This window comes from Bartonella sp. AC130YNZD, assembly GCF_042196865.1.
Taxonomy (GTDB): Bacteria; Pseudomonadota; Alphaproteobacteria; order Rhizobiales; family Rhizobiaceae; genus Bartonella.
On sequence record NZ_JBHIQZ010000028.1, the window covers coordinates 1 to 14,710 of the forward strand.

General features: G+C 35.6%; 8 protein-coding genes and 2 pseudogenes. 5 read left to right on the forward strand and 5 right to left on the reverse strand.

Annotation, left to right across the window (positions count from 1 at the left end; all coding sequences use genetic code 11):
- Positions 1 to 490 precede the first annotated feature (490 nt).
- Positions 491 to 1,169 (forward strand): annotated as a pseudogene (locus tag ACFINU_RS07965) (phage antirepressor KilAC domain-containing protein).
- 244 nt (positions 1,170 to 1,413) lie between these two features.
- On the opposite strand, the gene ACFINU_RS07970 reads toward ACFINU_RS07965, so the two are convergent.
- On the reverse strand, positions 1,414 to 2,220 hold the full coding sequence (locus ACFINU_RS07970; RefSeq protein WP_375618695.1) for a hypothetical protein: 807 nt from the start codon (positions 2,218 to 2,220) through the stop codon (positions 1,414 to 1,416).
- A gap of 486 nt (positions 2,221 to 2,706) precedes the next feature.
- Positions 2,707 to 3,154 (reverse strand): annotated as a pseudogene (locus tag ACFINU_RS07975) (DEAD/DEAH box helicase family protein); the annotation flags it as partial.
- A 592-nt stretch (positions 3,155 to 3,746) separates the two neighbouring features.
- Here ACFINU_RS07975 and ACFINU_RS07980 point away from each other — a divergent pair.
- From ACFINU_RS07980 to ACFINU_RS07995, 4 genes are all read left to right on the forward strand, one after another.
- On the forward strand, positions 3,747 to 4,355 hold the full coding sequence (locus ACFINU_RS07980; protein ID WP_375618688.1) for a fumarylacetoacetate hydrolase family protein: 609 nt from the start codon (positions 3,747 to 3,749) through the stop codon (positions 4,353 to 4,355).
- Positions 4,356 to 4,504: 149 nt separating this feature from the next.
- Positions 4,505 to 4,984 (forward strand): LysE family translocator, encoded by a 480-nt coding sequence (locus ACFINU_RS07985; protein ID WP_375618689.1) that lies wholly within the window; start codon positions 4,505 to 4,507, stop codon positions 4,982 to 4,984.
- Between the two features lie 783 nt (positions 4,985 to 5,767).
- Positions 5,768 to 7,168 (forward strand): amino acid permease, encoded by a 1,401-nt coding sequence (locus tag ACFINU_RS07990; RefSeq protein WP_375618690.1) that lies wholly within the window; start codon positions 5,768 to 5,770, stop codon positions 7,166 to 7,168.
- A gap of 992 nt (positions 7,169 to 8,160) precedes the next feature.
- The gene (locus ACFINU_RS07995) at positions 8,161 to 9,552 is read left to right on the forward strand and encodes an amino acid permease (protein ID WP_375618691.1); all 1,392 of its coding nucleotides are present in this window, start codon (positions 8,161 to 8,163) and stop codon (positions 9,550 to 9,552) included.
- A gap of 117 nt (positions 9,553 to 9,669) precedes the next feature.
- Here the strand turns inward: ACFINU_RS07995 and ilvC are convergent, their stop codons facing one another.
- The 3 genes from ilvC to ACFINU_RS08010 form a co-directional block, all read right to left on the reverse strand.
- Complete coding sequence (ilvC, locus tag ACFINU_RS08000; RefSeq protein ID WP_375618692.1) at positions 9,670 to 10,689, reverse strand: ketol-acid reductoisomerase; 1,020 nt, start codon at positions 10,687 to 10,689, stop codon at positions 9,670 to 9,672.
- A 1,067-nt stretch (positions 10,690 to 11,756) separates the two neighbouring features.
- Positions 11,757 to 12,491 (reverse strand): pyridoxine 5'-phosphate synthase, encoded by a 735-nt coding sequence (locus ACFINU_RS08005; RefSeq protein WP_375618693.1) that lies wholly within the window; start codon positions 12,489 to 12,491, stop codon positions 11,757 to 11,759.
- 84 nt (positions 12,492 to 12,575) lie between these two features.
- Positions 12,576 to 13,697 (reverse strand): ATP-dependent RecD-like DNA helicase, encoded by a 1,122-nt coding sequence (locus ACFINU_RS08010; protein ID WP_375618694.1) that lies wholly within the window; start codon positions 13,695 to 13,697, stop codon positions 12,576 to 12,578.
- Positions 13,698 to 14,710: the final 1,013 nt, after the last annotated feature.

The window sequence follows — 14,710 nt, forward strand, 5'->3', positions numbered from 1 at the left end:
TTTGTTTTTTTCATAAAAAAGTCAATAAAATCAATTCAAAAGGTACTTCCCAGCGGGTTGGCTTCGTTGCGGGGCAGACTAGTGCGAACTATCGCTAACGACAGAATTTTCAATTTGACTGTACATTGTACACTTGACTCATTGATAAATAATAATTTCAATATGTACACTGTACAATATGTGAAACGTTTTCTTAGCAAAAAGTAATTCTTGTTGCTGGAAAATTCTATAGTAATAGGTATTTTCGAATCAGGTGCCTCAAAAACACCTTAAAACAACTAGCGGATTAGTTGCCGAAATAACTAATCTTCCGCAATTTAAAAGCTTTAACTCATTGTGTGCTACATGCATATAATAGCTTTGTCAGGTGTGGCTATGCCATATACCCCCTTCGGGGAAAGGCGTAACGACGGACTAGATGCCGTGTTTCTTAGTGCCCAGCACTCTTTTAGAATGTCATTAAGGAACGTCTAACATCTAAGAATTCTTTATGAATACCATTATTAAAATTACTGAATTATGTGGCAAAAGGCATGACAATATTATGCGTGACATTAAGAAAACGCTTGAAGAACTTAACGCCCTCAAATTTAAGGAGGTTGATTTTGGTGGGCACTACCTTGATAACAAAGGTGAAAGCCGCCCTTGTTATAACCTGCCAAAGCGTGAATGCTTAATTCTTGTTTCTAGTTACAGCACTGCCTTACGAGCAAAGATAATTGACCGTTGGAAAGAGTTGGAAAGACAAGTAGCTATTCCACAAATTGATTACTCCAAACCCGAAGTATTACTTGGCGCCTTAAATCATCTACAAAATCAAATTAAGCAGAAAAACTATGTTATTTCAGAATTAGCACCAAAAGCAAAAGCTTTAGAAGGCTTAAAACGCTCTGATGGTTTGTTTGGTTTGATTGAAGCCGCGAAGATGTTGGAGATAAGACCAAAGGATTTAACAGATTACTTGCATAAAAATGATTGGGTGTATCGACGTGCTCCAAGTGGTCCATTGTTACCTTTAATCAGGATAAAATCAAAAAAGGATTCATGGACTGTTCTGCCATCACCATTCAAAAACCGGATGGAACAGAAAAGGTGCTGCCTTCAACAAAAATCACACCTAAAGGATTGGCGGCATGTTTGAGAGAAAAATCCATGGAGGTGTGCAATGAAGGTAAATACTAACTTCTTATGCGATTTATGGATGGCATTATCTCAATTTTCTAGGCATGAAAATATGAGTGATAAGATTGTGCTGCTCTGGTTGAGATCATGAGTTTAGTAGAAAAAGCTTTGATTTTAAAACTTCACGATGAAGTGCCTATCCTTCTTTCGATATCTTTCTCATCTGACGCTCCATAAAAAAAGCCCCACAAAAGTGGGATTGGATAAAATGATGTTCTAATCAATCTCGCGCTAATTATAATAAAGTGGCTCGCTACATCCACGGGCGCCTATTTTTTCATCTTCTACATAACGAGAATGCGCAAAATTCCGTACAAGATGATCATTGTTAGAGCCACCAGTCCAATCGCCTCCTCCCAACATAACATTTATGTCTACACGTAAACTGCTTCCTTGCTCCCCTGTATGCCATTTAGTCACGGGATAACAACCAGACAAATATTGCCAAACATAACCGCAACCATCCTCACAACCGATATGCGAAATCATCCGTCTATTGTTTGTATCAACGTGTCCTCCAGACGTCTTAGGAGAAGGCGCTTGATTGCCGACAATACTGGTTGCTTGATTACTTCCATACATGCATGGCGAAAACTCATCACTCGTCAAAAATCTCTTATTAACAGACCAAAAATCAAAGGCATGATTCGCATAGCTACGATTGCTCGTTATCGGAACACCATATGCCGACTTTGCATTTACACCTGTCCCTGATTGAAGATAAATATCAACCCAAATATTATGCCACGGATTGTAAACCATCCCTTCTGGACTACTACGTGGGCGGTGATTTAAACACCAAACAGAATTGGGCAAAACATCCCCCGCTTGATAACCCGATAAGAGATGACCTTCAATCTCACCAACATCCGCACATAGCGTATGAAATCCACCGATCTTTTCAGAATTATCCTCTGTATAGCCATCAGGAGCCGTTGGATTTTGCGAAATCTCAAAGGATAGCTCATTCGTCTGATCTTTTAAGATGAGATATATATAATAATCCTTTCCTGCTTCAAGATCTTCGTCAAAAGTCATCCTTCCACGCCCTGGAACGCGGTAAAAGAGGTACCTACCCCCATTCTCTCCACCATGATAAAAGCGAAAACATGCCCCGTCATTGATCACAAGACCTTTTCTATTTTTCGGATCGGCTTCCAGAATTCTGCTAGGTTGATGAAAACGCACATTCTCTAAAAAATTAGTGGAAAGAGAACCTACCTTGCCTTGAAGTTCAGAAAGACTGTCACTGTTCCTCTGTGCCTTCTCTTGAACTTCTGTCAATGCACTCTTCGCTTCTTCCGCTAACACTTTTGCCTCAGAGGCGGCTGTATTCGCAGAATTTGTCGTTGCTGTCACCGTGTCTAATGAACTCTTGACCTCTCCAAGCCCTTGCTTCGTCGTATCAGCTTCTTCTTTTGCTTGCTCCGCAACACTCTTCGCTTCTTCTGCTGTCGACTTCGCAGTCTCGGCTACTTCCTTCGCTTCTACAACCAAAGGTTCTACCTTATCTGCCTTAACCTGCGCTGCTTCATAAATGATCAGATCAAATTCTGATAAACCGTATTTCTCTTGCGCATCCGCAATCACTTGGATTAATTGGTAAGTAGCAAACACCACAGTCATTGCATTTACTAATACTTTATTTGCTTTTTTTCAAAGCTTTTGAGCATCAGTTGATAGCTGATAGAGCGAGATCTGAGACATCGAGTTCGGCAGCAGCTTCTTTGTTTTTACGACGCTTGCCAACTTATGTATCAGAATACACCACAAAGGAATGAAACGGTACTCCTGTATAGCGTGTCCATTCTCTTATCGTGTGTGACATCAAAGCCAGAAAAGGCACGAGAAACAAAACACGCTCTCCAGTTCCGGCTATTTGTTGTGCTATCTTAAAGCTGGTAAAAATCTTCTCCGTTCCATATACCATAAGTTTGCCACGGTCTGCTTCTTTTAAACCCTCACAGACTTTCTCATACTTTTGGATTTGTTGAAAAGTTATTCCTAATTGGTGCCCTAATTGCTTTTACGACATTCCCTGCATTTTTCTTTGAAAGCGAATTTTTTGCCTATAGAAATGCCGTTAAAATGTAGCTTTTTGCTTTTCACTCTTAAGCTCCCCCCGCTGGGCGCGAGCACCCTCGCATTAGTATTCCGAGAGCCTGAAAGTATTGAATACGAAACAGATTTTTGCTTTTAGTGCTCATAGCACCTAGACATAGAAAAATATCCCATAATTCCGAGACACCCACAGAGTGGGCTCATTTATGATCGAACTTTAGGACTTTCAGACCCTACTAATCGCTGCGTAGACGAGCAAAATCACTCTTTAAGTAATAAAGTAATTTCAGAAAATTGGCAATCAAAATTAAAATAATCTCAAAGACTATAAGATTGGGCACTCTTCAAAAGAGGATAATGCGAAGAGCTGTCATCGTGGTTAGTCATCAACCCACACAATGCTTCTTTTCCAGAAAACGCAAAACGCGATATAAGAAAAAATGTTGTTTGCAAAGTTTTCTCTTGCCTATACAAAGAGAAAATAAAAAATTTGGAGGGCTCCCATGATAAATGACATCTACTGTGTTGGATACAATTATGTTGAACATGTTCATGAACTAGGCAATGTTGTTGAAGATGAACCCGTTATCTTTAGCAAACCAAAAAGTTCACTCGTTTTAGGTAATGAAATTTATCTCCCTGATTTTTCCAAAGAAATACATTTTGAAACTGAAATTGTGCTCAAAATCTCAAAGGACGCTTTCATGATCATGGAGGCAGAAGCAAAAGAATGCTATGATGCCGTAGCAATAGGTCTTGATCTCACCGCGCGGGATTTGCAAACAAAACTGAAAGGAAAAAGGCTTCCTTGGCTTTTATCGAAAGGATTTAAAGGCGCTGCATACGTCTCTGACTTCATAAACAAGGAAAAAATAAACAACCCAATAACCTTTGCAATGAAGTTGAATAGCGAAACAAGACAAGTTGGCAATACGAAAAATATGATCTTTAGCTTTGAGAAGATAATCTCATTTTTAAGTCACTACATTCAGCTAAGACGTGGTGATTTCATATACACAGGCACTCCACAGGGTGTCGGAAAACTTTCTCAGTTTGACAGAATAGAATTGTATCTCGAAAATCAATTAATTTCAGAGCTAAAAGTAAAATGAATCATCAAATACTGACCTTTTTCATTGTTTCATTTTTTTAGTCATCTCACCGGGGCCGAATATGGCCCTTATCATCGATAATGCAACGAGATTGGGAAGAAAGAACGCATTTGTAAACGTTTTAGGATTGTGTACAGCAACATATGTGCATGGGGCATTTTCCACACCTAGGTGTATCAGCGCTCATTCTCAACAACAAAACGCTGTTTTTTTTAGTAAAACTCATGGGTGGCAGCTATTTATTATACATGGGCTTTAAATCAATTAAATCTGGAATACACAGCTTAAATTCAAAAGAAAGAAGTTCAACGAATGAAAAGCATGCTACGAGTGAAACAAAGCTTTTAACCAGCTATATGGACGGTTTTTTGACACAAATACTAAACCCCAAAGTATCTATATTTTACATAGCAGCTTTTCCAAAATTCTTAGCTTCTGGTGGTAGCATTAAAAAAGGTTTTGAACTTGTAACCATACATTCTTTCAACATCTTTGCATGGTTTACTTTAATGACCATTTTTATATCATTTACCAGTACCGCCTTAAAAAAGCAGCGGGTAAAAGGCTCGATTAACAGTGCGACAGGAACAGTTTTATCTCTGTTTTCTTTTTTCATTTTCTTTGGATAGTTTTATCTTTTTGATAACAAATTGTAAAGTTAATAGAGCAATCTTTTCCTGATTCTGTCTCTCACTATGAATAGCTCAATCTCTAACAGAGCTTATACAATCCCCAGTTCTTTTTTTCTTTGTATAACTGAATTACGTTGCATTTCTTTATCATACTCTCAAGGACGTTTGTGTAAACAATGTGAGTTTCTCGCAATATTTTATAAAATGTTACCAATATCTAAATAAAATCCTTATTCATCACTTAAAAAAATAAGCTATGATATTCCTCTTTTCGTTTATGAAATAAAAGTAACTTTTTGATTTATGATAGCACCATACAAACAAAAAAATGATTTTAAAAATCATTTTAATTTTCCATTACAAATTGTTCTTAAACTAAGATGAGAACTCTCGAGTGCTATTTGAGCACAAATTAAAACTCTCACCATTATGAATAATAATAAATAATGCACTGATTACAAATAATAAGTTTCAAAAAATTATAAAAACTCCTGACAGTTTTCTGAAATAATTTTAAAAGCCCCACCTCTTTTAATGAACAATTAATTTGTTATTAATAACAATAAAAAGCTCCCTATTCAAATATCTGTTACGTTATTTAAGAGAAAAACATTCTCTTTTTTCAAAACCATATTCCTAAAACATATTCTTTTCTTTATCCACACAAAATCATAAAAAACGTTTTTTTCCTTTACACCTCATTTATATCATGCTTCGATACAGAATAATGCATTTTTAGTGTAATTTAATCTCAAAATAATTAAAGGGAACCCCCAAAAAATGAGCTATAAACAAAATTTAAAAGATGGTCCTCAGATGAAACTACAACGTGGACTAGATAACCGTCACGTACAACTTATAGCCCTCGGTGGAGCTATTGGAACAGGACTCTTCATGGGATCAGGAAAAACAATTAGTGTAGCAGGCCCTTCCATCGTACTCGTTTATGCTATTATTGGATGTGCCCTATACTTTGTAATGCGTGCTATGGGAGAATTATTGCTTTCTAATTCACAGTACCGGTCTCTTATTGACTTTTCAACCGATATGCTAGGACCGGGAATCGCTTTCTTTGTAGGCTGGAGCTATTGGTTGAGCTGGGTTGTAACTGGAGCTGCAGATATTATTGCCATCATCACTTATATGCACTTTTGGTGGCCAACGCTTAATCCATGGATTGCCGTTTTTTCTTGTATTGGTTTCTTTTTAATTTTTAATCTCTTTGCCGTAAAACTGTTTGGTGAACTTGAATTTTGGTTTGGTCTTATCAAAGTCGTAGCAATTTTAGCATTAATTGTTGTTGGTTTTTATATGATCGCTTCGGGTTTTACTTCTCCCAATGGTACTGTTGCTTCTCTTAATCACGTATGGAACGATGGAAATATCTTTCCGCGAGGAATGACAGGTTTTTTTGCTGGATTTCAAATTGCCATTTTTTCTTTTGTTGGTATAGAAATTGCAGGAACAACTGCAGCTGAAGTCAAAAATCCTAAAAAAGTTCTACCAAAAGCAATTAATGCAATACCAGTACGTATTGTACTCTTTTACATCTTCTCTCTCATCGTGATTATGTCAGTCACACCTTGGGATCAAATTGTTCCAGATAAAAGCCCCTTTGTTTCGATGTTTTGGCTTGCTGGTATTCCGATAGCTGCTGGTTTGGTAAACTTTGTCGTTCTCACCTCAGCTGCTTCTTCGGCAAATAGTGGTATTTTTTCTACTAGCCGCATGATATATGGACTTGCAACACAAAAAGGTGCTCCTCCAATTTTAGGTAAGCTTTCCAAATATCATGTTCCAGCCAATGCTCTATTCTTTTCCTGCTTATGTATTTTAATAGGGTATACAATTGCCTCACTCTCTCCAAGCCTCATAAGTGCTTTCACAATTGTGACGAGCATCTCAGCTATTGCATTTTTATTCGTATGGTCTGTAATTTTGGTTAGCTATATTGTATATCGTCGCAATCACCCTCATTTGCATGCTGAATCCATCTACAAAATGCCAGGAGGAGTTATCGTGTGCGGGATAATTTTAGTTTTCTTTGCTTTCATGCTCTATTTGTTAACGTTAGAAGAAGACACCCTAACAGCTTTAAAATACGGTATATTCTGGTTTATTTGCTTAGGCATAACCTATTTTACATTTGTAAAGAAAAAAATCACTCAAGGTAACAAATAAAGTCTATACATAAAACATCTCAAAAAAGGGTAATTTTAGTTACCCTTTTTCTACTTAACCTCCTCCCCAAACATCAAAAAACGACGATTCCTACCAGCGCCGGTTTGTGAACAATCCAGCTTATTAAGAGGGAATGCTGCTGATCATTTATATGGTTCACCTACATAAGGCTCTATGGGCTAGCCCTGCCCTGAACACTCACCACACATTCTAAAAATACTTAATGTGTAAAATGTTATATGCTTTATATCACTACTCTACACAACAGTATTTTACTGTATAATAGGATAAGAACGAGCTATTCTGTAAAGAATTCTCTATAAACTTCACTGACATTGTTTACTAATAAAACATGAGATTTTATCTAAAACTCCCCCCCCAAAAAAATTATATTCAATTTTTTACCAAAATTAAAAATGTAGCTCTAAACAGAATATATCTTAATAGCTATCTGCAATAAAAAAAGATTCTATGAAAATATTTTTCTATTTGTAATAAATTTTAAATATTAATACTTAAATGTAAATTTTAAATATATTTTTTAATTTTTAAATAATATCTTAACAATTTAAACTTACTTTATTTATAAATAAAGTTTTATATTTAATAAATTTACAATTTTATTTATATTTTTATATATAAAAATATAAATAAGTAAATAATTTTAAGTATAAATATATTTATATAAAAATTTACTATAAATAGATATAATTATTTTTTATATACAAATAATAATTATATATAAATTATATTTATATATAATTATTATTAATTATGTATAAAATATAAAAATCAAAAAAATATAATACAATTTATCTTTTGTTTCTTATATATAAAATAATTATTCCATTAATGAATAATGTTCTTGCTTTATTCACATATAGTCATAGAAAAAAATTCCTTTACTCCTTAACCATAGCGTGTTCCGATAGAAGGAATTACCTTTTTTAGGGTAATTTTATTTAAAAATAACTAAGGAGAACTCCCCAAAAATGAACAAACAAAATTTAGAAAAAAAAACTAAGAAGAAATTACAACGTGGACTACATAACCGACACATACAACTTATAGCCCTCGGTGGAGCGATTGGAACAGGTCTCTTCATGGGATCAGGAAAAACAATCAGTGTAGCAGGGCCTTCGATTCTACTCGTTTATGCAATTATTGGTTGTGCTCTATACTTTGTCATGCGTGCTATGGGAGAGTTATTGCTTTCTAATACACAATACCGATCTTTTATTGACTTCTCAACCGATCTTCTAGGACCATGTGCCGGATTCTTTATCGGCTGGACATATTGGTTGTGTTGGATTGTCACTGGAACTGCTGAAATTATTGCTATTGTCACTTATGCACACTTTTGGTGGCCTGAACTCAATCCGTGGATTCCTGTTATAATTGGTCTTATGTCCTTTTTAATTCTTAACCTCGTCGCAGTAAAACTCTTTGGCGAACTTGAGTTTTGGTTTGGTTTTATTAAAATCGTAGCAATTCTAGTCTTAATCGTTGTAGGATTTTATATGATCTTTACCGGCTTTGTCTCTCCAAACGGTACGGTTGCTTCTCTTAGCCATATATGGAACGGTGGGAATATTTTTCCGCGAGGAATTACAGGCTTTTTTGCTGGATTTCAAATTGTTATTTTTGCTTTTGTTGGCATTGAACTCGCTGGAACAGCTGCTGCTGAAGTAAAAGAACCTCAAAAAGCTCTACCACAAGCTGTTAATTCAATACCAATCCGCATTGTATTCTTTTATATATTCTCTCTTCTTGTGATTATGTCTGTGACGCCGTGGGATCAAATCAGTCCAGAAAAAAGCCCATTTGTAACAATGTATGCACTTATTGGTATTCCAACTGCCGCAGGTTTGATGAACTTTGTTGTCCTCACAGCTGCCGCATCTTCAGCAAATAGTGGAATTTTTTCTACCAGCCGTATGATATATGGGCTAGCAACACAAAAAGGTGCTCCTAAATTTTTAGGAAAACTTTCTCGTAACCACGTTCCAGCTAACGCATTATTCTTTTCATGTATATGCATCTTATTTGGTTATGCAATTGTATCGTTATCTCAAACACTCATAGCTGCTTTTACAATTGTTACGACAATTGCCGCAACTTTGTTTATATTTGTATGGTCTATCATTTTGATCAGCTATATCGTCTATCGCCGCAATCGTCCTCTCCAGCATACTGTCTCTCCTTATAAAATGCCTGGAGGTGTTGTTATGTGTTGGGCGCTTCTTATTTTCTTTGCATTCATTATTTATTTATTGTCATTAGAAGCTGACACTGCCATAGCTTTAAAATACACTCCAGCGTGGTTCATATTTTTAGGAATTGTATACTTTCTTTTTGGAAAAAAGAATTATGCAAAAAATTAAAAAATAAAGCTTATGTTTCCAAAAACATATAAAAAAGGGTAACTAAAGTTACCCTTTTTTTTTGATATTTATCTATAAAATTATAAAAGCTATTGACAAAATATCTCTGTAGAAGCTTCAATTACGCTCTTTATCAACCAAAGCGTTCGATTTTATCCAAGGCATCATAGAACGAAGTTTTTTACCAACTTCTTCAATAGGATGATTATCATTTAAACGCCGCATACTTTTAAAATGAGCAGCACCAGCTTTATATTCTTGAATCCAATTCGATGTAAATTTACCCGTTTGAATATCTTTCAATATACGTTTCATTTCTGCTCTAGTTTCATCCGTAATCACACGTGGACCAGAGATATATTCACCCCATTCAGCTGTATTAGAAATCGAATAATTCATATTTGCAATACCCCCTTCATACATGAGATCAACAATCAGTTTCACTTCATGTAAACACTCAAAATAAGCCATTTCCGGCGCATAACCTGCCTGTGTTAATGTTTCATAACCTGCTCGAATCAGTTCAACAAGACCTCCACAGAGAACCGCTTGTTCACCAAAAAGATCAGTTTCGCACTCTTCTTTAAATGTTGTTTCAATCACCCCAGCACGTCCACCACCAAGTCCACACGCATAAGATAATGCTACATTATGTGCATGCCCTGAAGCATCTTGCGCCACCGCTATTAAGCAAGGAACACCACAACCCCGTTGGTATTCATGACGAACTGTATGCCCTGGACCTTTAGGAGCAATCATCACAATATCAACGTTTTTTTTAGGTTCAATCAAGCCAAAATGAATGCTCAAACCATGCGCAAAAGCAATCGCTGCCCCATCGTGTAAATGATTATGAATATGTTCCTTATAAATATCAGCTTGCAATTCATCTGGTGTTGCCATCATAATGAGATCTGCCCATTTTGCTGCTTCAGCAACACTCACCACTTCAAAACCATCGGCCATGGCTTTTTTAACTGTTTCCGACCCTGAACGCAAAGCTATTTGCACATTTTTAACACCAGAATCTTTCAAGTTCAAAGCATGCGCACGCCCTTGAGAACCATAACCAACAATGGCTACTTTTTTCCCTTTAATGAGATTAACATCCGCATCACGATCATAATAAACACGCATAAAAAAATTCCTTCTTTCTCTATTTAAACTGGATTTCAGATTATTTTTATTCAATAAGAAACATTATCTACAGTGCATCACACACTTATAAAGACAAAAAACACCGCTTATAAGAACACAGCAATTGAATAATTTTAAAGTTTACATATTGCATAGAAAAACTGTAGTCCCCAAACATTCCTAAAACATATACGGATCCCCAAATAAACTTCAACTGCTATTCTACAAAAACAATAATTACACAAAATAAGATTTCTAAAGAAAATTTAGCTAATATTCTACTCTTTTATCGTGCAAAAAAACGCTATATTCTAAAAATTAAGATACAATATACAATTTTTAACATGAACCAAATCAATACAGATAGCAAGAAAAATTACAAAATAACAAGTATTGTGTTAATACAACTTTCAAAAGCATATACAACAATATCTTTAGAATAATAAAGAGGATGTTTTTACTTTTTACGTTCTTTAATATCCACGCCTCTCACGCGAAGATGCCCCCCATACGGCCATTATGTTATCCATTTATGGCGCCTTATAAAAAAATTTTAATATGCTCAAGCCCTTTTCAAGAATTCCCTATAATAGTGTAAGATTTATTGCACATCACTCTCTTTACTTCATAAAGCTACAAGTCGATATCATCATTCTATTTAACAGTTCCTATTGCATTAAGCTTATTCATAAGGAGATTTTACGTTATACTATTTACAGATAACCCAAAAATGAGCTCAAATATCAAGAAAATTTGTGTATTGATCCATTAAAATCCTACGCACTCCTTTATAATGGAAATACTTTCAAACCCTATTTCTTCTCCATTCAAAGAAATTATAATAAGAAGATTTTAAAACTTCCTCATAATGGATAGTACAAATAAAAAACATCGCATACACTCAAAAACAAAAGATAGAAAGCAACCAATAAATAGAGGAACAATAGAATATTTATAATGCACGATAATAGTGCTATTTATCTCAAACATATATAAAATTGTTTTTTAAGATAAATTGGCAAACCTCTATAAAAATTTCTTTTCCAATTTTTATAGAGAGAAAAAGGTTACGATAATAACCGGATAAAACGCTGAACAGTCTCATGCATTCCATACTCTAATGCATCAGCAATGAGTCCGTGGCCAATAGAAACTTCATCAAGCCAAGGAATCTTTTTGACAAGAGCAGGAAGATTCATAAGTGTCAGATCATGCCCTGCGTTTATACCTAACTGCAACTCTTTTGCTCTTCTTGCTGCTAAAACAAGTTTATTGAGCTCTTGATCTTGTTTTGTTTTATCCTGAAATGCACCACCGTAAGGTCCCGTGTAAAATTCCACACGATCAGCGCCCATTGCTTTAGCAATATCAAGACCATCGACAGTAGGATTAGCAAAAAGGGATACACGAATCTTTCTGTTTTTTAAATTCTGAATAATAGGTGCTAAAAATTCTGCATCATGAGCAAAATTCCAACCATGATCAGACGTTGACTGATCTGGATCATCAGGAACAAGGGTGATCTGATCCGCATAGTTTTCAGCGATATCCAAAAATTGATCACTGGGATAACCTTCAATATTAAACTCAGCTGTAGGAAAAGTGTTCTTGATTAAACAGTATATATCTGGCAAATCCGCAAAACGAATATGCCTTTCATCAGGGCGTGGATGAACCGTCAAACCTGCTGCTCCAGCAGCAAGCGCTATATGCCCAATATTCGTTATACTTGGCCACGGAAGATTACGTCGATTACGCAAAACAGCAACAGCATTAAGATTAACCGAAAGTTTTACCGCCATGCCCATTTCCATTTTTTATAGTATGTAACAAGATAGAAAAAAGGCATTTTCCATCTGAAACTTAGATGATATACACATTTTTTTCTATCGAACAATCGTTAAACACTCTGCTGCGCGCGTAATTCCCGTATAAAGCCAGCGCGCGCACATATCACGAAATGCAAAACTTTCATCAAACAAAACGACATTATTCCATTGAGAACCTTGCGCCTTATGAACCGTTAATGCATACCCATAATCAAAATCATCATATCGCTTTTTTAATTGCCATGAAATTTCTTGATCAGAGTTTTCAAACGCTGCTTTTAAAAGTTTAATCTTTGCTACCCCACGCTCACTTTCTTCTGGTTTCACAAGAAGATTAATACTTGGTTTAACGGTCTCCTTCTGTGAAGTCATCACCTTCCATAAAGAGCCATTCAACAAACCTTTAATAGGATCATTTCGCAAACACACCAGCTTATCTCCCGCTTGCGGATAATCTGCTGTAAATCCCTTTAACACACGCAAACGCTGATTATAAAGGTGGCGTGTACGATTAACCCCTACCAAGACCTGATCAGCATCCAAAACCAATTGTTGATTGACCTCTTTACGTGTTACAACGCGCGCTTCTCCATAGTCACCATAAGCAATATCGCGTCCTTCACGTACATCCATAGCAAGACGTATAATCGGATTGTCGCGCGCTTGCCGATGAATTTCTGAAAGAAGAAAATCTGGTTTCCCATTAGAAAAAAAGCCCCCACCAGATATAGGAGGCAATTGACCTGGATCACCAAGAACAAGAATTGGCGTTCGAAAGCTCATTAAATCACGCGCCAATTGTTCATCAACCATCGAGCACTCATCAACAATAATGAGTTTAGCTTGTGCAGCAGCACTTCTTCGATTTAATGTAAATGTTGGAGCAATAGACTTTTTTCCTGTTATTTCATCGGAAACTTCCTCTTCTCCACGTGGACAATAAATCAGCGAATGAATCGTACAAGCATTGCTTGCACCTTTAGAACGCAAAACCTGCGCCGCCTTCCCTGTAAAAGCAGCAAATTGAACAGAACCATCAACTGTCTCTGCAAAATAGCGCGCAAGCGTCGTCTTACCGGTCCCCGCATAGCCAAAAAGGCGAAAAAGAGGAAAACGCCCTTCCCTCAACCACGCGGCAACAGCCTTTAATGCATTATCCTGTTCCCGTGAAAACTGCATAGCTTACCAACATAAAATTTGCATAAGAAGAGCAGTATTTTGAAAAAAAACGACTATCAAGAAAAACCTTTTTATTAAGAATTGCTGACACACGCCCATCTAACAACCTTCGTAGCACAATTATCAATTATTTACCCATTGCTTTTTCCAAGATATTGGAACAATCTAAATGTTATCTATACATCGATCTCCTTGGTAAAACCTTATACTTATCAAATAAAATATCATCTTTTACAACAGTAACACCAACAATGGAATATGCATATTTTAAATTTAAAATAACACCTCTATACGCTTTTTTTAACCAAAATTTAGAATAAGAAAAAGAGCATTGCAATTGCAAAAACCTCACTAGAAAAAATGTCCTTAACAGGCTAAGAATAATGTCATTTTATGAATAATATTTTACACAATCAATCAGCTTTCTTGCACATAAAAATAAAGTACATCCACTATTACGAAATAATAATTAAATATATCAAAAACCTTTTAGCAGAAATAGAAATAGCTCTCAACAAAACTACTTAATCCTATGATGATACACCTATAAAGTTCCTATCGTCCTCTTATCATGATTTTAATAAATTTACTCTTCATGCTACAAATATTTTATATCTCAATGCATAAAGAGAGATATCACACTTATATGAAGCACGCTTTATCTCGCACAAATATGTAGCTTTTTCTGTTTCAACAATAAAATATGGTTCGTAAGTATGACCTTCTTGGTAGTCTATTATAGAAAACTGGAACATGGTTTCAGTCCAGCGTAGCACTTCAGATTCGTCCTCTAGAATATGAGAAAAGCGCAATTCTTCATCTATTGAGTCAAACTTTTTCTTTTTGTCGCAATGTTTTAAAGTTTATAAAAACTACCTGATTAATGCTGTTCTTAATTGCTAGAAATAACAAGACCTCTTTTTATCTATATAGATAATTGATTTTCCATATATTTTTTACAGTGAGGGACGCGTAAATAAAAGTTAGGGAATAGGATTTTTAACATTTCTCTA